Annotated in this window: 18 protein-coding genes and 2 tRNA genes; 16 read left to right on the top strand and 4 right to left on the bottom strand. The window is 72.0% G+C overall.

Annotated features, from left to right (window positions below; genetic code table 11):
* The first annotated feature begins 267 nt into the window (after positions 1-267).
* The 4 genes from AB0Q99_RS27455 (at position 268) to AB0Q99_RS27440 (ending at position 5,316) form a co-directional block, all read left to right on the top strand.
* Positions 268-747 (top strand): hypothetical protein, encoded by a 480-nt coding sequence (locus AB0Q99_RS27455; RefSeq protein WP_363576160.1) that lies wholly within the window; start codon positions 268-270, stop codon positions 745-747.
* 43 nt (positions 748-790) lie between these two features.
* Positions 791-2,470 carry a hypothetical protein gene (locus tag AB0Q99_RS27450; RefSeq protein WP_363576158.1) on the top strand — a complete coding sequence of 560 codons (1,680 nt, stop codon included), beginning with the start codon at positions 791-793 and terminating at the stop codon, positions 2,468-2,470.
* Positions 2,471-2,574: 104 nt separating this feature from the next.
* Positions 2,575-3,849 carry a S8 family serine peptidase gene (locus AB0Q99_RS27445; RefSeq protein ID WP_363576156.1) on the top strand — a complete coding sequence of 425 codons (1,275 nt, stop codon included), beginning with the start codon at positions 2,575-2,577 and terminating at the stop codon, positions 3,847-3,849.
* A 132-nt stretch (positions 3,850-3,981) separates the two neighbouring features.
* Positions 3,982-5,316 (top strand): MFS transporter, encoded by a 1,335-nt coding sequence (locus AB0Q99_RS27440; RefSeq protein ID WP_363576154.1) that lies wholly within the window; start codon positions 3,982-3,984, stop codon positions 5,314-5,316.
* A gap of 37 nt (positions 5,317-5,353) precedes the next feature.
* Here AB0Q99_RS27440 and AB0Q99_RS27435 read toward each other — a convergent pair whose 3' ends face one another.
* A complete protein-coding gene (locus tag AB0Q99_RS27435) occupies positions 5,354-5,950 on the bottom strand; it encodes a flavodoxin family protein (protein WP_363576152.1) in 597 nt (198 codons plus the stop codon).
* A gap of 195 nt (positions 5,951-6,145) precedes the next feature.
* Here AB0Q99_RS27435 and AB0Q99_RS27430 point away from each other — a divergent pair, with 195 nt between their 5' ends.
* The 5 genes from AB0Q99_RS27430 (at position 6,146) to AB0Q99_RS27410 (ending at position 10,163) form a co-directional block, all read left to right on the top strand.
* Positions 6,146-6,592, top strand: a complete 447-nt coding sequence (locus tag AB0Q99_RS27430) for a helix-turn-helix domain-containing protein (protein WP_363576150.1) — start codon at positions 6,146-6,148, stop codon at positions 6,590-6,592.
* 107 nt (positions 6,593-6,699) lie between these two features.
* Positions 6,700-6,772, top strand: a tRNA-Thr gene (locus tag AB0Q99_RS27425).
* 223 nt (positions 6,773-6,995) lie between these two features.
* On the top strand, positions 6,996-7,664 hold the full coding sequence (locus AB0Q99_RS27420; RefSeq protein WP_363576148.1) for a response regulator transcription factor: 669 nt from the start codon (positions 6,996-6,998) through the stop codon (positions 7,662-7,664).
* Positions 7,665-7,896: 232 nt separating this feature from the next.
* Entirely contained in the window at positions 7,897-8,859 is a 963-nt protein-coding gene (gene galE, locus AB0Q99_RS27415; RefSeq protein ID WP_363576146.1) for a UDP-glucose 4-epimerase GalE, read from the top strand.
* Positions 8,860-9,152: 293 nt separating this feature from the next.
* Positions 9,153-10,163 (top strand): response regulator transcription factor, encoded by a 1,011-nt coding sequence (locus AB0Q99_RS27410; protein WP_363576144.1) that lies wholly within the window; start codon positions 9,153-9,155, stop codon positions 10,161-10,163.
* Positions 10,164-10,268: 105 nt separating this feature from the next.
* Here the strand turns inward: AB0Q99_RS27410 and AB0Q99_RS27405 are convergent, their stop codons facing one another.
* On the bottom strand, positions 10,269-10,766 hold the full coding sequence (locus AB0Q99_RS27405; protein ID WP_363576142.1) for a MarR family transcriptional regulator: 498 nt from the start codon (positions 10,764-10,766) through the stop codon (positions 10,269-10,271).
* Positions 10,767-10,877: 111 nt separating this feature from the next.
* Here AB0Q99_RS27405 and AB0Q99_RS27400 point away from each other — a divergent pair, with 111 nt between their 5' ends.
* Entirely contained in the window at positions 10,878-11,699 is an 822-nt protein-coding gene (locus AB0Q99_RS27400; RefSeq protein WP_363576140.1) for a methyltransferase domain-containing protein, read from the top strand.
* Between the two features lie 56 nt (positions 11,700-11,755).
* Here AB0Q99_RS27400 and AB0Q99_RS27395 read toward each other — a convergent pair whose 3' ends face one another.
* Positions 11,756-12,358 (bottom strand): TetR/AcrR family transcriptional regulator, encoded by a 603-nt coding sequence (locus AB0Q99_RS27395; protein ID WP_363576138.1) that lies wholly within the window; start codon positions 12,356-12,358, stop codon positions 11,756-11,758.
* Between the two features lie 203 nt (positions 12,359-12,561).
* Positions 12,562-13,602: a fatty acid desaturase gene (locus AB0Q99_RS27390; RefSeq protein WP_363576136.1), complete on the bottom strand. Its 1,041-nt coding sequence runs from the start codon at positions 13,600-13,602 to the stop codon at positions 12,562-12,564.
* 250 nt (positions 13,603-13,852) lie between these two features.
* On the opposite strand from AB0Q99_RS27390, the gene AB0Q99_RS27385 reads away from it, so the two are divergent.
* From AB0Q99_RS27385 to AB0Q99_RS27360, 6 genes are all read left to right on the top strand, one after another.
* A tRNA-Gln gene (locus tag AB0Q99_RS27385) sits at positions 13,853-13,923 on the top strand.
* Between the two features lie 143 nt (positions 13,924-14,066).
* Positions 14,067-15,521: a bifunctional UDP-N-acetylglucosamine diphosphorylase/glucosamine-1-phosphate N-acetyltransferase GlmU gene (gene glmU / locus AB0Q99_RS27380; protein ID WP_363576134.1), complete on the top strand. Its 1,455-nt coding sequence runs from the start codon at positions 14,067-14,069 to the stop codon at positions 15,519-15,521.
* Between the two features lie 202 nt (positions 15,522-15,723).
* Positions 15,724-16,701 (top strand): ribose-phosphate diphosphokinase, encoded by a 978-nt coding sequence (locus tag AB0Q99_RS27375; RefSeq protein WP_363576132.1) that lies wholly within the window; start codon positions 15,724-15,726, stop codon positions 16,699-16,701.
* Between the two features lie 278 nt (positions 16,702-16,979).
* Positions 16,980-17,567, top strand: a complete 588-nt coding sequence (locus AB0Q99_RS27370; RefSeq protein ID WP_363576130.1) for a 50S ribosomal protein L25/general stress protein Ctc — start codon at positions 16,980-16,982, stop codon at positions 17,565-17,567.
* A 114-nt stretch (positions 17,568-17,681) separates the two neighbouring features.
* On the top strand, positions 17,682-18,260 hold the full coding sequence (gene pth / locus AB0Q99_RS27365) for an aminoacyl-tRNA hydrolase (RefSeq protein ID WP_363576128.1): 579 nt from the start codon (positions 17,682-17,684) through the stop codon (positions 18,258-18,260).
* Positions 18,261-18,396: 136 nt separating this feature from the next.
* Positions 18,397-18,714 carry a hypothetical protein gene (locus AB0Q99_RS27360; protein WP_363576126.1) on the top strand — a complete coding sequence of 106 codons (318 nt, stop codon included), beginning with the start codon at positions 18,397-18,399 and terminating at the stop codon, positions 18,712-18,714.
* Positions 18,715-18,868 lie beyond the last annotated feature (154 nt).

The raw sequence follows: 18,868 nt of genomic DNA, 5'->3' as shown, positions 1-18,868 counted from the left end.
CAAGGGCCCTGCCGGTCCGACAGGGGCGATGGCTACGATGACGGAGGCGAAAACCGCCCGCGGGGCGGTCGGTTCGCCGACCAGGACGGTACGGCCGAGAAGTTGACGGTGTGTTGCGGAGCGGAGTCCCCGGGGTTTCCCGGAGCGGCCGCTCGTACGGGGGAGAGGTGAACTGCTGTGGGAGACACCAGCGCGCCGGGCGCGGGGAGCCCGGGCACAGGAACGAGTCCGGCGGGGGCCAAACCGGCCGGCGGCGATACGTACACGTTGCCCGCCAACCCGAAGATGTACGGCCCCACCATCAGTGAGTCGCAGACGTACTCAAGTGCCCAGGACCTGGTGACCGCCTTCGGCGGTCAGAACGTCCAGGTCGAGATCGACACGCTCACGGTCTTCGCGAAGAAGGTCGAGGCCCTGCTCCAAACGATGGAGGGGTCCGCGGCCGCGCCGTACAACATGCAGGAGCAGAAGCTCCAGGGCAAGGACTTCGCGAGTGCGACGTTCGTCGAGGCCACGGACCTCACGACCGCCTACGGCAAGGTTCACGCGGAACTCGTCCAACTCCACAAGGATTTCCTGTCCCAGATCACGGCGATGAAGGACGCGGTCTCGCGGACGGCGGGCGGCTACCAGACGAACGAGGACCATACGACGGCCGCACAGAAGGCGATCGCGACGAGTACGGGCGTCACCACGCCGGCGGGGACGAACGTGCCCGGACCGAGGCGAGGCGGCAGCAGCCTCTGATCGAGGCTCGGGGGAAGAACGTACGGGAGACGGGGAGTAGGCATTGGCAGGCGAGACGAAGTTCGACGCCATCGAACATCAGAAGCTCTACGACATGGTCAAGGACACCAATCCCACGTTGGTGCTGAGCCGTGGTAATCAGCTCGGGCAGGCCGGTCGGGTTCTGAACGAGCTGAGTGCGGCACTCAAGTCGCACCTCGGCAACATTGTCTGGGAAGGCCCGGCGGCTGAGAACTTCAAGACGTGGGCCAAAAACCTGCAGCAGTCGGCCGAGTTGCTGGGCAAGTACTCCTCGGGCGCCGGCGATGCCATGCACCAGGCCGGTGAGGTACTCAGCAGTGTCAAGTCAGGCATGCCGCCCGTGCCGCCGGATGCCCTCAGGTGGGTGAACGATCGCAAGACTCAGAAGCCCGACCCTCAGGTGATCCAGCGGCTGCAGCTGGTCTCCATCAAGCCGGACGGCAGCGGGCCCACCAATGCTGAGATCGACACGGCCATGAAGCGCGCCAACCCCGATACATGGGTCTCCGAAACGGAGGCGATGGCAGGCGCGCGCGAGCTCTACATGGCGCACCAGGAAGCCATCCACCAGATGGAGAAGCTGGGGCAGGCGTACACGGCGGCGGCGACGACATTGAACGGGCTCGGCGACAACGTGGTGTTGCCGGGGACGCCTGCGCCATCGAACCAGAATGACTCCACGGCGATCCCTGGGGACAGAGGAAACGGAGGTTACGCAGGTTCCCTGCGCGCTCCTCGCGTAGGTGGGGGCAGTGTCGGGGAGAGCCACAGTCCGTCCGTAGGTAACTACGGCGGCGGTTCCGTGGCGGCCCGAGACCCGGGAACCAACTGGCAGGAGCCACCCAGCTCTGGTCACACTGGCCCGGTTCCTCCGCACGGCGGCGGTCAACTGCCGCCTGCGCCGCAAGACCCGGGCTCCGTGACCTCGCCGACCGGCCCGACCAACCGTCCCGGAACCGACCTCAACAGCTCTCCGACCTTGCCGACCCTGCCGGGGCAAACCGGCCCCTCCGGTTCTGGTGGCGGCCTGCCGGTGAACGGTCCAGGTGGTAGCCCGGTTGGTCCTGGCCTGCCCGGCGTCCCAGGTGGGACTTCGGGGATGCCCGGCTTCCCAGGAGGCGGACCCATCGGCTTCCCGGTCGGGGGCGGCGGCGGTTCGGCCCCGGCCAAGAGAAACGGCAGCGGTTACCTGCCCGGCAAGGGTGGCGGCTCGATTCAGGCCCGTACGGTCCCGTTCGGCGGCGGCACGGTGCCGGGTAAGTCCAGTGGCACTCCGGGCTTGCCCAGCGGAACGGTCTTCGGCTCCCGCGAGGCCCAGGCCGGTCGGGCCGGACTGCCCGGCGGTGCGGGTGGCATACACCCCGGTATGGGCGGCCACGGTGTCGGTGGCTCGGGAGGCGGCGGCGTGCGCGGGGGCCGGGGCCTGACCTCGACTCCGGGTGGCATGGTCGGCGGCCGTAAGGGACCGGCCGCCGGTGGGGAGTTCACTCCGGGCGGTACGGGCCTGCGTAATCGGGCCGCCGCAGCGGGCGCCGCCGAAGGCGGGGCCCGGTCAGGCCAGAACGGCATGATGGCCCCCGGAGCGGCGGGCCACGGTGGACGAAACGGGCGTGACAAGCGCAAGCGGGCGGACTACCTCCACGAGGACGAGGAGACCTGGACCAGCGACACGCCGCACAGCAACCCAGACGTGGTTGAGTGAGTAGGACGGCAACGACTGCCCGGCCACTGGGCCTTTCCAGTGGCCGGGCATGCCTGTTCCGGGCCCGAGTTCCGGGTTAGTGGAGAAAACGACGAGGAGTTGTGATGGGGCGGACGAACGTGCGAGTGCGTTGGCGGGCCACTGCTGCGCTTCTGGCGGCGGGAGTCGTAGCCGGCCCGATTGCATCGCCAGCGGTCGCGGATGGATCGATTCGTGAGAAGCAGTGGCATCTGGACGCGATGCACGCGTCAGAGATGTGGAAGATCTCCAAGGGGCAGGGAATCACGGTTGCCGTCATCGACGGCGGCTTCAAGCTGGACCATCCCGATCTGGCCGGGCAATTCCTTCCGGGGAAGGACTTCAGTGGCGGCACCGGGGGCGTAGGGGCCTATGTCGACGGGCACGGTACGGAGATGGCGAGCCTGATTGCCGGAACCGGCAAGAGCGGCGGGGGGACAGGTGCTTACGGCCTGGCTCCCGCAGCCAAGATTCTTCCGCTAAAGATCAATAATGGCTCTGTGTCGGCAGCTCTCCCGTCCGACTTTTTTGACCAGATCGGCCAGGCAGTCAGCTTTGCGGTTGATCAGGGCGCGAAGGTCATCAATATCTCGCAGGGCATGGACGCGGCCAGGTTCTCTTCGGAGGATGTGGAGAAGCTGAACCGCATCTTCGCGCAGGCGAGGGCCAGGGGGGCGCTGGTTGTGGCCAGTGTCGGAAACCAGGCCAAGGCTGGGAACCCGGTTTCCTATCCCGGCGGGTTGCCCAATGTCGTTGGGGTTGGAGCTGTCGATCGCGACGTAGTTGCGACTGATGAATCCGAGCAGGGTCCGCAGGTGATCCTTGCCGCACCTGGAATGGATATCGTTGCCGCCTGCGCGGCCGATACCGGATATTGCCAGAGTCATGGAACGTCTGATGCTGCTGCTTTGGTCTCTGCATCGGCGGCCCTGGTTTGGGCTGTTCACAAGGATTGGTCTGCAAATCAAATTTTGCGAGTCCTTATCAGTACGTCGGGCAAGCCGAATGACGGATCCGCGCGAAACAATGACGTCGGCTACGGCGCGGTACGGCCCCGGATCGCCCTGACTGATCCAGGGGATCCTGGCGCAGCGGATGTGTCTCCGGTTCCGGTGACGGAGCCTTCCCCGTCCGCGAGTCCGTCCAGGTCTGTGAGTCCGCCCGCCCCTACGTCGTCGGTGCCGAGCCCCACGGAGAGCCCGGTTGGCGGAGTCGTGGGCGCGCCGCCGGTGCAGCCGAAGGCTGATGCGGCGTCCGGGTCGAGCAGCACGTTGCCGATCGTCGGTGGTGTGGTGGCCGGGCTGGTGCTGCTGGCGGGGGTGGTGTTCGTCGTGGTGCGGCGGCGGAGGGGGGCGGCTTAGCTCCGGGGGGATGTTCGACGTACGGGTCCGGGGCTCGTGGGAGTGCGGTGCGGGTGTGGGGGCGTGGGAGTGCGCCGGGGTCACTCGGGTGGGGGCTGGTGGGGGTGGGGGCCCGGTGGTGAGGGTGGTGGTATGGATGCGGACGGTGCTTGGCGGGCAGGGCAGTTGCGGCGGGCGGCGGCTGCGGCGCTGATCGGGACGGCGATCGAGTTCTACGACTTTTTCCTCTACGGGACGGCGGCCGCGTTGGTGTTCGGGCCGGTGTTCTTTCCCGGGCTGGGGTCGGTGGGGGCGTTGTTGGCGGCGTTCTCGGTGTACGCGGTGGCGTTCCTGGCCCGGCCGTTGGGGGCGGTGGTGTTCGGGCACTTCGGGGACCGGGTGGGGCGGAAGGCGACGCTGGTGGTGTCGTTGCTGCTGATGGGGCTGGCGACGGCGGTGGTGGGGGTGTTGCCGGGGTTCGCGGCCTGGGGGTGGTGGGCGCCGGTGGTGCTGGTGGCGTTGCGGGTGTGCCAGGGCGTGGGGTTGGGCGGGGAGTGGGGTGGGGCGGCGCTGTTGATCGCCGAGAACGCGCCGGCCGGGCGGCGGGGGCGGTACGGCGGGTTCCTGCAGCTCGGGCCGACGATCGGGTTCGTGCTGGCGAACGGGGTGTTCCTGGCGCTTCAACTCGCGCTGGACGAAGGGGCGTTCCGCGCGTGGGGCTGGCGGGTGCCGTTCCTGGCCTCGTTCGTGCTGGTCGCGGTGGGGCTGTTCGTGCGGCTGGGGATCGAGGAGTCCCCGCTGTTCCGCTCGGCCGGGCGCGGGGAGCGGGCTCCGGTGCTGGAAGTGCTGCGTGAGCACTGGCGTCCGGTGCTGGCGGGCGGCGGGGCGATCACCGTGGGGTACGCGCTGTTCTACCTGACGACGACGTACGCGCTGGCCTACGCGACCTCGGGGCTGGGGGTGGCGAGCACGCTGGTGCTGACGATGCTGCTGGTCGGTGCGGTGGGCATGGCGGTGACGGTGTGGCTGAGCGCCTCGCGCAGTGACCGATGGGGGCGGCGGCGGACGCTGTGGTGGGCGACGGCCCTCGCCGCGGGCTGGTCGCTGGTGCTGTTCCCGCTGGTGGAGACGGTGAGCCGGCCGCTGATGTTCCTCGCGCTGGCGGGCGCGATGGTGGCGCTGGGCTGCATGTTCGGGCCGGTGGCGGCGTTCCTGCCGGAGCTGTTCCCGACCCGGGTGCGCTACACGGGCGCCGCGTTGACGTACAACCTGGGCGGCGTGATCGGCGGTGCGACGACGCCGCTGGTGGCGACCCGGCTGACCGAGGCGTACGGGACGGCGCAGCCGGCGGGCTGGTACCTGGCGGGGTTGGGCGCGCTGGCCCTGGGGTGTCTGCGGCTGCTGCCGGAGACCGCCGGCGCCGAGCTCGGGGCGGTGGACGCCGGACGCCGCCGGGCGCCCCTGCTGGGGGCGGATCCGGCGGCGTAGGCGCGTGGCGTTGGCGTAGGCGCGTGAGGGGCCCGGGTCAGCCGACCAGGGCGGCGCGGCCGGCCAGCACCACGGCGGTGTGCCGGGCGACGCGCTCGCCGAGGTGCTCGGCGGTCGCGATGTCGGCCTTGTGGACGGCCTCCGGGCCGGCGTCGGACGGCGAGGAGGCGGCGGCGCCGCTGAAGAAGCCGAGGCGGTTGAGGTCGTTCTCGGAGGCGGTGGTGGCGTTCCAGCCGGGCTTGAGGCCGAGGTTGACCCAGTTCATGCCGTGCTGGGCGGCGAGGGTCTGGAAGAAGCCGAGGGTGCCGGCCTTGTCGCCGCTCTTGGAGGCGGAGTTGGTGAAGCCGGCGGCGACCTTGTCCTTCCAGGCGTCGGTGAACCAGCGCTTGCTGCTGGCCTCGGCGAAGACGTGGAAGGCGCCCGAGGCGGTGCCCATGTAGGTGGGGGAGCCGAAGACGATCGCGTCGGCGGCGTCCAGCTGGGCCCACTGCTCGTCGGTGATGGTGTCGACGGCGATCGTGACGACCTCGGCACCCGCGGCGGCGGCTCCGCGGGCGACGGCCTCGGCGATCACGGCGGTGTGGCCGTAGCCGGAGTGGTAGGCGAGGGCGACGGTCGGACGGACGGCGGTCATGCGGGCACTCCAGGGAGAGGACGGGCGCGGGGCGGCGGAGGCCGGCCCGCAGGCGTGGGGCGGATCGGGGGCAGGGAGACGGACCGGGGGCAGGACGCGGTGAGGCGGCCCCGGTCCGTCGCGGTCTCCAATATAGACCAGGTCTCTATTGGTTACCAAGGATGGATTGGAGACTGCGGGGCTACCCTGGACGGCATGACGACCGAGGAAGCGACCAGGGCCCGGGCGGGACAGCGCGAGGAGCCGACCGGACAGCCGGAGGGCTCGGCGGAGCAGGGCTATGACGTCTTCGCCCGGCTCTGCCCCAGCCGCGAGGTGTTCGCCGAGCTGGCCGACAAGTGGTCACTGCTGATCCTGATGAGCCTCGCCCTCTGCGGGCCGCAACGCTTCTCCGAGCTCCAGCGCGGGATCGGCGGGGTCAGCCGCAAGATGCTCACCCAGTCGCTGCGCAACCTGGAACGCAGCGGCCTGGTGCTCCGCACGGTCTTCCCCGAGACGCCGCCGCGCGTGGTCTACGACCTGTTGCCACTCGGCCGCGAGCTGGCCGACCTGGTCGCGCCGCTCGGCCGGTGGACCGAGCACCGCGCCGGGCGGATGGTGGCGGCCCGCGAGGAGTTCGACGCGGCGCACGCCGAGGACTGACGCCGCCGGAGGGGGTGGACGGCCGCCCGGGTGGGACCGATTTCCCTTCCGGCCCGACGGCCGTGTAATGTCTTCCTTGTTCGACCGGCCCGGTGAAAACCCGGCAAGCCCCTATAGCTCAGTCGGTAGAGCGTCTCCATGGTAAGGAGAAGGTCTGCGGTTCGATTCCGCATGGGGGCTCAACTGGAAGACCCCCGCCTCGCGGCGGGGGTCTTTCGCGTTTCCGCTGACGACGGGCAGCTGACGGCCGATGCGCGACCGATCGATGCGCGACCGGCCGGCCCGCCACGGGCCGACGCGCTGGCGGGCTGGCGAGTCGGGTACGGAATGCGCTGTGATGGTGCGTCATCGGCCTTCCGCCCGAGGGGTGCGGACGCGAGCCGGACCCCGACCGGGAGGTGTCATGGGCGTTCGACTCGTGGTGGTGGACGACCACCGGCTGTTGGCCGAGGCGCTGGCCACCGCGCTCCAGCTCCGCGGCCACCGCGTGCTCGCGGTCGGTTCCCCGGCCGGTGTTGCCGCCGACCTGGTGGCCGGACGGCGGCCCGAGGTGTGCCTGCTGGGAGTGGCCGCACCGGGGGAGTCGGGTGCCTTCGACGGGCTGCGCCGGATCCGCCGGGAGCGGCCCGAGGTGGCCGTGATCGTGCTCGGGCCGGTGGGCGAACTGCGGGGCGTGGCAGGGGCGTTCGCGGCCGGCGCGGCGGGCTACGTGCCCAGCGACGAGCGGATCGAGGTGGTCGAGCGGGCCATCGGACGGGCCAGGGCGGGCGAGGCCGCGGTCGCGGTGGACATCCTGCGCGGGGCCTTCGACCAACTGCTGCGCCCGGCCGCCGAACCGGACGACGAGGCCGTTCGGCTGCTGCGGCTGCTGACCCGGCGTGAGGTGCAGGTGCTGGCCCGGATCGCGGACGGCGAGGACACCGCGGCGATCGCCGCCGGGATGCGGATCGCCGCCAGCACCGCCCGGACGCACGTCCAGCGGGTGCTGATGAAGCTCGGCGCGCGGACCCGTCTGGAGGCGGCCGCGGTGGCGGCGCGCACCGGCCTGCTGGAGCGGATGTCCGGCGGCTGAGGGTGCCGGGAGCGGCATCCGCGAAGGTCTTCGCGAGGCCCCGGTGAAGGCGCCGGACCGGCGGCGGCGCACGGGCAGGATGGCCGGGGGCTGAGGACTTGGTGAAGAGCCTGCGAGCTGTCACCCGCGTGGTCCGGAGCACTCCGGTGGGTTGGGAGAATGGCCGCAGTCGTACGCATTCCGTCGATGGCCCCGCCGACCGGTCGGACCATCGCCCGCTGGAGGTCGCAACATGAGTAAGTACCTGGTCACGGGTGGCGCCGGCTACGTCGGCAGTGTGGTGGCCGCCCACCTGCTGGAGGCGGGGCACCAGGTGACCGTCCTGGACGACCTCTCGACCGGTTTCCGGGAGGGCGTCCCGGCCGGCGCCGAGTTCGTCGAGGGCCGGATCCAGGAGGCCGGCAAGGTGCTGGACGGCTCCTTCGAGGGCGTGCTGCACTTCGCCGCCTCCTCGCAGGTCGGCGAGTCGGTCGTGGACCCGGAGAAGTACTGGCGCAACAACGTGGCCGGCTCGCTGGAGCTGATCAGCGCGATGCGCGCGGCGGGCGTGCGCAAGCTCGTGTTCTCCTCCACCGCCGCCACCTACGGCGAGCCGGAGGCCGTGCCGATCGCGGAGACCGCCCGGACCGCCCCGACCAACACCTACGGCGCCACCAAGCTCGCCGTGGACCACCTGATCACCAGCGAGGCCGTCGCGCACGGCCTGGCCGCCGTCTCGCTGCGCTACTTCAACGTGGCCGGAGCGTACGGCGCGTACGGCGAGCGGCACGACCCCGAGTCGCACCTGATCCCGCTGGTCTTCCAGGCCGCGCTCGGGCAGCGCCCGCACATCGCGGTGTACGGCGACGACTACCCGACCCCGGACGGCACCTGCATCCGCGACTACATCCACGTCGCGGACCTGGCCGAGGCCCACCTGCTGGCGCTGGCCGCCGCCAAGCCGGGCGAGCACCTGATCTGCAACCTGGGCAACGGCAGCGGCTTCTCGGTGCGGGAGGTGATCGAGTCGGTCAAGCGCGTCACCGGCCGGGAGATCCCGGTGCAGGTCGCCGGCCGTCGCGCCGGTGACCCGGCGGTGCTGGTGGCCTCGGCCGCCCGCGCCCACGAGGCGCTGGGCTGGACCCCGCGCCGCCCGAACCTGGACGACATCGTCGCCGACGCCTGGCAGTTCACCCTGGAGAAGAACGGCCGGTAGTCCCGTCGGGGCCCACCGGCCCCGTGGCCCCCTGCGGGCCGCCGTGGGCACGCGCGCACGGCGGCCGCGCACCGGCCGGAGGGCGTAAGTCCGGCCACTCACGCACCGCCTGACGAAACTTCACCAAATCGCCACGAGGGCGTTTCCCGACCCCGTACCCTGAGTCCGGTACCGGTGGGGGCCGGCGCCTTTCCACCGGCCACCGGTGGGCGGGCGGAACGGCGGGTCCGGAACGCGGACGCCGGGCCGGTCCCCGCTCCCGGGCTCGGGCGGTCTGAGCAGGGGGAGGGACGATGGGGCGGATGCGCGTCCTGGTGGTCGACGACCACCGGATCTTCGCCGAAGCACTGGCTGCGGCGCTCGCCGCCGAGCCCGACGTGGAGGTGGGCGCGGCCGGCAGCGCGGCCGCCGCCGAGCGGGCGCTGGAGCGCGCCGCCGCCGAGGGCCGGGCCTACGACGTGGCACTGATCGACGCCGACCTCGGGGCCGGCGGGGGCGGAGCGGTCGGACCGCCGGGGGCGGCTCCGCCGACGGTCCGCAGACGGCCCGCTCCGGAGTCCGCCGAGGAGGCCCGGCGCCGGGCGGTCCCGCCGGTACCGCCGCCGCGACGCCCGGCCGTACCGCCCGGGGCGCCTTCCGCGCTGTCGTCGCCCCTGTCGTCGCCGGTGTCGCCGATGTCGGCCCCGTTATCGTCCGCGGTGCCGGGCGCACCGCTCGGCGGCGCCCGGCCGGTGGCGGACCCGCTCCGGGCCGACCAGCTCAGACCCGCCGCCGTACCGCCCGACGGCATCACCCTGCTGGCCCGTCTGCGCCGGGCCCACCCCGGGCTGCGCGCCGTCGTCCTGGCCACCGCCGACGACCCGCACCGTGCCGCTCGCGCCCTGCACGCCGGTGCCACCGGCTGGGTGGCCAAGGAGAGTTCACTGGCCCGGCTGCTCGCCGTGGTCCGGGGCGTGCTGCGGGACGAGACGCACCTGCCGCCCGCGCTGCTCACCGGGGTGATCCGCGAACTCACCACCGCCCGGCGGGACCGCACCGAGAGCGAGCGGCTGGTGGACACCCTGACCCCGCGGGAGAAGCAGATCCTGCGCTGCATGGTCGCGGGCCTGGGCCGGCAGGCCGTCGCGGAGCGGCTCTACCTGTCGCCGCACACCGTCCGGACCCACATGCAGAACGTGCTCGGCAAGCTCGGGGTGCACTCCACGCTGGCCGCCGTCGCGGTCGCCCGCCGGGCCGGGGTCAGCCCCGCCGAGCCGGCCGCGCCACCGCCGCCGTCGGTGGCGGCCACCGTCGAGCGCTCCTGACGCCGGGCCGCCGAAGGACGCCGGGTCGCCGAAGGACGCCCGGCCGCCGAGGACGCGTGGCCGGTCCTGCGGCCAGGACGGCCGAGGCGTCGTGACGGCCGGGGTTCAGCCCGGGATGTTGTCGAACGGGGCGACCAGCAGCCGCAGCAGCGTGGCGAGTTCGCTCTGCTGACCGGAGGTGAGCTGGGCGAGCAGTTCGCGTTCGTGCGTGAGGAGTCCGGCGAGCGCCTGGTCGGCGCGGTCGCGGCCGTCGTCGGTGAGCCGGACCAGCACGCCGCGCCGGTCGTCCGGGTCGGGCAGCCGCTTGACCAGGCCCTTGCCGGTGAGCCGGTCGATCCGGTTGGTCATGGTGCCGGAGGTGACCAGGGTCTGGGTGAGCAGCTGGCCGGGGGAGAGCTGGTACGGGGAGCCGGCCCGCCGCAGGGCGGTCAGGACGTCGAACTCCCAGGGCTCCAGGCCGTGCTCGGCGAAGGCGGTGCGGCGGGCGCGGTCCAGGTGCCGGGCGAGCCGGCTGACCCGGCTGAGCACCTCCAGCGGCTCCACGTCGAGGTCGGGGCGCTCCCGGCGCCACGCTGCGACCAGCCTGTCGACCTCGTCCTCCATGACGATCAGTGTATCGGTGGATGTGTCGATGTGAAGTCTCTTGACATCGAGAAATGTGCCAGCGAGGCTATATCGAGATATCTTGACGTCGAGATACTTTTGAGGTGGACCATGACCGACCCCGTCTGGGACCCGACCCAGTACCTGCGCTTCGCTGACGAACGAACCCGCCCGCTGCGCGATCTGCTCGCCCGCGTCCCCGCCCTTCCGCACCCCGGCGAGGAGACGATCCTCGACATCGGCTGCGGCCCCGGCAACTCCACCGCCGTCCTGCGCGAACGCTGGCCGCACGCACGCCTCACCGGCGTCGACAACTCCGCCCCGATGCTCGCCACCGCCCGTACCGAGGGCGAGCCCACCGCCGACTACCTGCTCGCCGACGCCCGCGACCACGACCCGGCCCCGGCCCGCCCCGACCTCATCGTCTCCAACGCGACCCTGCAGTGGTTGAACCCGGACGGGCCCGAGCAGGGACGGGCCGGCGGCCACCTCGACCTCGTCCAGCGCTGGGCCGCCGCCGTGAACCCCGGCGGCGCCGTCGCCTTCCAGGTCCCCGGCAACTTCGACGCCCCCAGCCACGCCCTGCTCGCCGACCTGCGCCGCAGCCCCCGCTGGCGCGGTCGGCTCGGCGAGGACGCCGTCCGCCCCGGTGTCCACCCGCCCGAGCGCTACCTCGACGCCCTCGCCGCCGCCGGCTGCCTGCCGGACGTCTGGGAGACCACCTACCTGACCGCGCTCCCGGGGCCGGACCCGGTCCTGGAGTGGGTCAAGGGCACCGCGCTGCGCCCCGTCCTGACCCGGCTCGCCGATCCGGCCGACCGGGCCGCCTTCCTCGCCGAGTACGGGCGGCTGCTGCGCGAGGCCTACCCGGCCGGGCCGGCCGGAACGGTCTTCCCGTTCCGGCGGATCTTCGCGGTGGGGATCAGGCAGTAGCGATCAGGGGCGGCAGGGCCCCGGCGAGCGTAGGCAGGCGTCGGCGGGCGTCGGGCTCAGCCCTGGCGGTCGCCGACCAGCTTCGGGTGCCGCTCCAGGCCCTCCAGCCCGTGCCAGGCGAGGTTCACCAGGTGCGCCGCCACCGTCGCCTTGTCCGGCTTGCGGACCTCCAGCCACCACTGCCCGGTCAGCGCGACCATCCCGACCAGCATCTGCGAGTACATCGGCGCCAGCCGCGCGTCGAAACCGCGCGACTTGAATTCCAGGCCCAGGATGTCCTCCACCTGGGTCGCGATGTCGCTGATCAGCGAGGCGAAGGTGCCCGTCGACTGGGCCACCGGCGAGTCCCGGACCAGGATCCGGAAGCCGTCCGTCGAGGTGTCGATGTAGTCCATCAGTGCGAAGGCCGCCTGCTCCAGCAGCTCGCGCGAGTGCCCGCCGGTCAGCGCCCCCGTCACCATGTCCAGCAGCAGCTGCATCTCGCGGTCCACCACCACCGCGTACAGCCCCTCCTTGCCGCCGAAGTGCTCGTACACGACGGGCTTCGACACCCCGGCGCGCTCGGCGATCTCCTCCACCGAGGTGCCGTCGTAGCCGCGCTCCGCGAAGACCGTCCGGCCGATCTCCAGCAGCTGCTCGCGGCGCTGCTTGCCGGTCATCCGGACCCGGCCGCCCCGGCGGCGCGGGGCCGGGCCCCCGGTGCCCCGGTCCGCGGCCCCGCCGGCGGTTCCGCCCGTCGGTGCAGCGGCCCGCGGACGGGCCGACGCCGCAGCGGGCGCCGCGTCCGTCCGCGTGCTGTGGTGACCGCCTGTGGTGTCTGCGCTGCTCCCGTTCACCCCTACATCATGCTGGAAGCGCCGCCTCATGCGGCGCGGCGGGCGGCGATCCGCTGCCCGTCCGGCCAGCGGACGTCCCGGACCCAGCCGGCCAGCTCGAACCAGCGGATCAGCCGGGCCGAGGAGTCGATCTGCCCGCGCAGCACCCCGTGCCGGGCCGCGGTCGGGTCGGCGTGGTGCAGGTTGTGCCAGGACTCGCCGCAGGAGAGCACCGCGAGCCACCAGACGTTGCCGGAGCGGTCCCGGGAGCGGAACGGGCGCCGGCCGACGGCGTGGCAGATCGAGTTGATCGACCAGGTGACGTGGTGCAGCAGCGCCACCCGGACCAGCGAACCCCAGAAGAAGGCGGACAGCGCGCCCGTCCAGGACAGCGTCACCAGGCCGCCGATCAGCGGGGGGATCGTCAGCGAGATCGTGGTCCAGAGCCAGAACAGCCGGGAGATCCGCCGTATGGCCGGGTCGCGGATCAGGTCCGGGGCGTACCTGAGCTGCGAGGTCTGCTCCTCGTCGAACATCCAGCCCATGTGCGCCCACCAGAGGCCCTTCATCAGCGCCGGGACGCTCTCCCCGTAGCGCCAGGGCGAGTGCGGGTCGCCCTCCTTGTCGCTGAACCGGTGGTGCTTGCGGTGGTCGGCGACCCAGCGCACCAGCGGGCCCTCGACGGCGAGGCTCCCGGCGATCGCCAGGGCGAGGCGCATCGGGCGGCCGGCCTTGAAGGCGCTGTGGGTGAAGTAGCGGTGGTAGCCGACGGTGATGCCGTGGCAGGTCAGGAAGTACAGGGAGACGGTGATCGCGACGTCCGTCCACCCCAGCCCCCAGCCCCAGGCCACCGGTACGGCGGCCAGCAGGGCGGCGAACGGCACGAGGATGAACAGTCCGAGCGCGACCCGCTCGGCCGGGCCCTGCTTCTCCCCGCCACGGGTGGCGGACAGTCGTGTGGCCGCGGTGTCAGGCGCGGTGTCGGGCGCGGTGTCGTCGGGAGCGGTATCGGCAGCGGTATCGGGATCGGGAGAAGGAGTGCGGGACGCGGTGGTCCCCGCGCGCGCCTCGCCTGCCTGGATGGTCATGGGCGTCCCTTTGCGGCGTCCCGGAACGGGAGAGAAGCGGAGCCTACGTCGGCGTAACCTACGGCATCGTAGGTTGCGCTCCGTGTCCCGGGGAACACGCTGCCGCGCGGCGCTTGAGTGAATTCACCCGACTGGATGGATGAACCGGAGGCCCGGGGAGTTCGCCAAGGGAGCGGGAATCGGAGCCTTGCGGATCGGTGCAAGTCGATACCCACGGCGGGGTCCGCTCGGGTAGGGTCTGACACGACTGTCCGCCGTGGTGTAATGGCAGCACAGGGCCCTTTGGAGGCCTTTGTCTGGGTTCGAATCCTAGCGGCGGAGCCTTTGCACGCCTCTGGTTCGGGCGTCTTCCCCCGCGCCGGTATTGTCGGTGCTGCTCGGCGGACTGTGCATATGGCGACCGGCCTGGGTCCCGGCCGGGCCCGCTCTGCCCTCTCTGTGAACCTACCGAGGAGCCTCCCCGCATGGGTGCCAATTCGCTTGCCGCCGTTGTCGTGCTCGCCGCCGGTGGCGGGACCCGGATGAAGTCGAACAAGCTGCCCAAGGTGCTGCACGAGGTGTGCGGGCGGTCGCTGGTGGGTCACGCGGTCGCGGCGGCCGGGGAACTGACGCCGGAGCAGCTGGTGGTGGTCGTCGGGCACCAGCGCGAGCAGGTGCAGGAGCACCTCACCGCGCACTACCCGGCGGTGCGGACCGCGGTGCAGGAGCAGCAGAACGGCACCGGGCACGCGGTCCGGACGGCGCTGGAGGCGCTGGCCGCGGACGGTGCGGTGCTGAACGGCACGGTCATCGTCACCGCCGGCGACTCGCCGCTGCTGACCGGGGCGACCCTGCGCCGGCTGGCGGACGCCCACACGGCCCAGCGCAACGGCGTCACCGTGCTGACCGCCGTCGTCCCGGAGCCCTTCGGCTACGGCCGGATCCTGCGCGACGAGGACGGCACGGTCGCCTCGATCGTCGAGGAGCGGGACGCCACCGACATCCAGCGCACGATCGCCGAGATCAACTCGGGCGTCTTCGCCTTCGACGCCGACCTGCTGGTCAAGGCGCTGGCCGAACTCACCACGGACAACTCGCAGGGCGAGGAGTACCTGACCGACACCCTGGAGATCCTGCGCAAGGCCGGCCACCGGGTGGGCGCCGTCGTCGCCGAGGACCACCGGGACATCCTGGGCATCAACGACCGGGTCCAGCTGGCACAGGCCCGTCGGCTGCTGAACGACCGCCTGCTGGAGCGGGCGATGCGCGAGGGCGTCACCGTGGTGGACCCGACGACCACCTGGATCGACGTGCAGGTCACCTACGAGCCGGACGCCGTGGTGCTGCCCAACACCCAGCTGCAGGGCGCCACCCACCTGGCCGAGGGCTGCGAGGTCGGCCCGAACTCGACCCTGAAGGACACCCTGGTCGGCGCCGGCGCCCGGGTGAGCAACACCACGGCCGACCGCGCCGAGATCGGCGAGCTGGCCACCGCCGGCCCGTACGCCTACCTGCGGCCGGGCGCGAAGCTGGCCCGCAAGGCGAAGGTCGGCACCTACGTCGAGGTCAAGAACTCCGAGCTCGGCGAGGGCGCCAAGGTGCCGCACCTGTCGTACATCGGCGACGCCACGATCGGTGAGGGCACCAACGTCGGCGCGGCCTCGGTGACCGTGAACTACGACGGTGTGAACAAGCACCGCACCGTCATCGGCGCGCACTGCCGCACCGGCTCGGACAACATGTTCATCGCCCCGGTGACCGTCGGTGACGGCGCTTACACCGCCGCCGGCTCGGTGATCACCGCCGACGTCCCGGCGGGCGCGCTCGGCGTGAGCCGCGCGCACCAGCGCAACATCGAGGGCTGGGTCGAGCGCAAGCGCCCGGGGACCGCGTCGGCGCAGGCCGCGAAGGCCGCGACGGACGGGGCCGGGGGAGCCTGACGCACCGGGCGGGAGCCCGGGGTGCGGTCCCGGGGCGGACGGTTCCTGCGCGGGCGCGTAACCTTGGGGACATACGTGCGCCACTGGGCTTACCGCCCGTGTCCAGGCGTACCGACAATTCCCCGACCCCGTACCGCGCGTGGGCCTCGCCTGCCCGCAACGGGTCGAGGATTCAGCGTCCGCAACGCGAGGAGACGGTGCAGTGAGCGGGATCACGACGTCGGGTGAGAAGAAGCTGAAGCTCTTCTCCGGCCGTGCCCACCCGGAGCTGGCGAGGGAGGTGGCCGAGGCGCTCGGCACCGAGCTGGTGCCCACCAAGGCCCTGGACTTCGCCAACGGCGAGATCTACGTCCGCTTCCTGGAGTCGGCCCGCGGTGCGGACTGCTTCGTGATGCAGAGCCACACGGCTCCCATCAACCAGTGGATCATGGAGCAGCTGATCATGATCGACGCTCTGAAGCGGGCCTCCGCCAGGAGCATCACCGCGATCCTGCCGTTCTACGGCTACGCCCGCCAGGACAAGAAGCACCTCGGCCGCGAGCCCATCTCGGCCCGGCTGGTCGCCGACCTGCTGCGCCAGGCCGGTGCCGACCGCCTGATGGCCGTGGACCTGCACACCGCGCAGATCCAGGGCTTCTTCGACGGCCCGGTCGACCACCTCTTCGCGCTGCCGCTGCTGGCCGACTACATCGGCGAGAAGGTGGACCGCTCCAAGCTGACCGTCGTCTCGCCGGACGCCGGCCGGGTGAAGGTGGCCGACCAGTGGTGCGACCGCCTGGACGCCCCGCTGGCGATCATCCACAAGCGCCGCGACATCACCCAGGCCAACACCATCCTGTCGGCCGACGTGGTCGGTGACGTCAAGGACCGGGTCTGCGTCCTGGTCGACGACATGATCGACACCGCCGGCACGATCTGCGCCGCGGCCGACGCGCTGTTCGAGAACGGCGCCGCGGACGTCCTGGTGGCCGCCACCCACGGCGTGCTCTCCGGCCCGGCCGCGGACCGGCTGAAGAACTCGCGGGTCAGCGAGTTCGTGTTCACCAACACGCTGCCCACCCCGGCGCAGCTCCAGCTGGACAAGATCACCACGCTGTCCATCGCCCCGTCGATCGCGGCCGCGATCCGCGAGGTCTTCGAGGAGGGCTCGGTCACCAGCCTCTTCGAGGGCGTGCACTGACGAAGCCCGCGCAGGCGGCCCCGGTCCCGACGGACCGGGGCCGTCGCCGATTTCGCGCCAGGCGGTGGGAGCGGTTAGACTCGTGAAACTGCTCGGCGAGGGATGCCGTGTGCCTGCTCGACGGGCGCCCGCTCCGTGATCGACGCGCTGCCGGTGGCGGATCCCCGTCCGCCGGCAGGCCGTTGCCGCCGAGTGACCCCCGAACGTACTGAGGGTGTGGTCCCGGCGGTTTTTCGCGTTGCCTGCACCCCCGCGCCATTTCCACGAGGAGTGCAGTCGTGTCCGAGATCCGTCTTGCCGCTGAGACCCGTACCGAGTTCGGCAAGGGTGCCGCCCGTCGTGCCCGCCGCGCCGGCTTCGTCCCCGGTGTCGTCTACGGCCACGGCCACGCCCCGGTCCACCTGAACCTGCCCGGCCACGACCTGATGATGGCCCTGAAGACCCCGAACGCCCTGCTGGTCGTGCCGATCGAGGGCAAGGACGAGTACGTGCTGCCGAAGGCCGTCCAGCGCGAGGCCATCAAGCGCAGCATCGAGCACGTCGACCTGCTGCTGGTCAAGCGTGGCGAGAAGGTCACCGTCGAGATCCCGGTCCACACCGAGGGCGAGCTGGCCCCCGGCGGCAACCTGCTCGAGCACGTGCTGAACGCCCTGCCGATCGAGGCCGAGGCCACCCACCTGCCCGAGTCCGTCACCGTCTCGGTCGAGGGCCTGGAGGCCGGTGCCTCGATCCACGCCAAGGACATCGTCCTGCCGGCCGGCGTCGCCCTGGCCGTCGAGGCCGACGCCGTCGTGCTGCAGGTCATCGGCGCCCAGGCCGCCCCGGCCGAGGACGAGGCCGCCGAGGCCGAGGGCGCCGAGGCCTGAGCCTCGCCGCTGAACAGCTGAGACCGCTGCCCCGGTCGCTCCCGCTGGAGCGGCCGGGGCAGCGGTGTGTCCGGGATGATGACGTCGAGCGTGAAGGCGAGGAGTGAGGGCGCTATGGCGGACGAGTACGAGGGCCCCTGGCTGGTGGTGGGGCTGGGCAACCCGGGTGAGCAGTACGCCCGGAACCGGCACAACATCGGGTTCATGGTGGTGGACCTGCTGGCGCAGCGGATGGGCGCCAAGTTCAAGGCGCACAAGAGCCGGGCGCAGGTGGCCGAGGGACGGCTGGCGGGCAAGCGGGTGGTGCTGGCCAAGCCGATGTCCTTCATGAACCTCTCCGGCGGGCCGGTGACGGCGCTGCGCGACTTCTACAAGGTGCCGGCCGCCGCGCTGATCGCGGTCCACGACGAGCTGGACATCGACTACGCGGCGCTGCGGCTGAAGCTGGGCGGCGGGGACAACGGCCACAACGGGCTGAAGTCGATCACCAAGTCGCTGGGCCCCGAGTACCACCGGGTGCGCTGCGGGATCGGCCGCCCGCCGGGCCGGATGGAGGTCGCGGACTTCGTGCTGAAGGACTTCTCCTCGACCGAGCGCAAGGAACTGGACTGGTTCGTGGACCGCTCGGCGGACGCGGTGGAGGCGCTGCTGTCCGAGGGGCTGGAACGGGCCCAGGGCACGTACAACTCCTGAGCGTCCGTCAACAGGGCGCGCCGGGTACGCAACAGTCGTACAACGCTTGACCGGCCAAACCTGAATCCGTGTGAGAAGTCTGTGCGGGATCGGATAGCGTCGGTCCGGTACGCGAACGAGTCCTGGGGAGTTCTCGATGCGGAGTTTGGGGCCGGTCCGCCCACTGCGGCGGACCCGGGGGGTCCGGCTGAAACAGTTCGGGCGGAGGGTCGGCACGGCCGGTGCGCTGGGGGCGGCCGGGGTGCTGCTGTCGAGCGGTGCGGTGGCGCACGCCGACCCGGTGGCCGAGCCGGATCCGCTGATCGCCCCGGAGCCGGCGGCGGCGCAGCCGGTGCTCGGCGAGTCGATGGGCCCCGACGCGGGGCTGCTGGCCGTCGGGGGCGGCCTGGTGGTGGCGGCCGGCGGTGCGGCGCTGTGGTTCAAGCGCAGGCGTGCGGGCGAGCCCGCGGAGTAGTGCGGAGCAGTTCACGAGGCCTCGGGGCCGGTGTCCACGGTGTGGGCGCCGGCCCTTCGTCGTTCCCACCGGCCTCCCGGCCCCCGGCCCGCTGCGGCCCGGAACACGGCGGAGGGGCCGACGGTGATCACCGTCGGCCCCTCCGCCGTGTTCC

The organism is Kitasatospora sp. NPDC086791 (assembly GCF_040685975.1).
GTDB lineage: Bacteria > Actinomycetota > Actinomycetes > Streptomycetales > Streptomycetaceae > Kitasatospora.
Note: the sequence above shows the minus strand (reverse complement) of the source record. Positions and strands in the feature narration are given on the sequence as shown.

Bases quoted from the DNA above. Each gene is read 5' to 3' on its own strand.
- AB0Q99_RS27410 (WP_363576144.1), top strand. From the start codon at position 9,153: ATGGGGCGGATGCGCGTCCTGGTGGTCGACGACCACCGGATCTTCGCC.
- AB0Q99_RS27420 (WP_363576148.1), top strand. From the start codon at position 6,996: ATGGGCGTTCGACTCGTGGTGGTGGACGACCACCGGCTGTTGGCCGAG.
- AB0Q99_RS27360 (WP_363576126.1), top strand. From the start codon at position 18,397: ATGCGGAGTTTGGGGCCGGTCCGCCCACTGCGGCGGACCCGGGGGGTC.
- pth (WP_363576128.1), top strand. From the start codon at position 17,682: ATGGCGGACGAGTACGAGGGCCCCTGGCTGGTGGTGGGGCTGGGCAAC.
- AB0Q99_RS27440 (WP_363576154.1), top strand. From the start codon at position 3,982: ATGGATGCGGACGGTGCTTGGCGGGCAGGGCAGTTGCGGCGGGCGGCG.
- AB0Q99_RS27405 (WP_363576142.1), bottom strand. From the start codon at position 10,766: ATGGAGGACGAGGTCGACAGGCTGGTCGCAGCGTGGCGCCGGGAGCGC.
- glmU (WP_363576134.1), top strand. From the start codon at position 14,067: ATGGGTGCCAATTCGCTTGCCGCCGTTGTCGTGCTCGCCGCCGGTGGC.
- AB0Q99_RS27390 (WP_363576136.1), bottom strand. From the start codon at position 13,602: ATGACCATCCAGGCAGGCGAGGCGCGCGCGGGGACCACCGCGTCCCGC.
- AB0Q99_RS27430 (WP_363576150.1), top strand. From the start codon at position 6,146: ATGACGACCGAGGAAGCGACCAGGGCCCGGGCGGGACAGCGCGAGGAG.
- AB0Q99_RS27395 (WP_363576138.1), bottom strand. From the start codon at position 12,358: ATGACCGGCAAGCAGCGCCGCGAGCAGCTGCTGGAGATCGGCCGGACG.
- AB0Q99_RS27445 (WP_363576156.1), top strand. From the start codon at position 2,575: ATGGGGCGGACGAACGTGCGAGTGCGTTGGCGGGCCACTGCTGCGCTT.
- galE (WP_363576146.1), top strand. From the start codon at position 7,897: ATGAGTAAGTACCTGGTCACGGGTGGCGCCGGCTACGTCGGCAGTGTG.
- AB0Q99_RS27435 (WP_363576152.1), bottom strand. From the start codon at position 5,950: ATGACCGCCGTCCGTCCGACCGTCGCCCTCGCCTACCACTCCGGCTAC.
- AB0Q99_RS27400 (WP_363576140.1), top strand. From the start codon at position 10,878: ATGACCGACCCCGTCTGGGACCCGACCCAGTACCTGCGCTTCGCTGAC.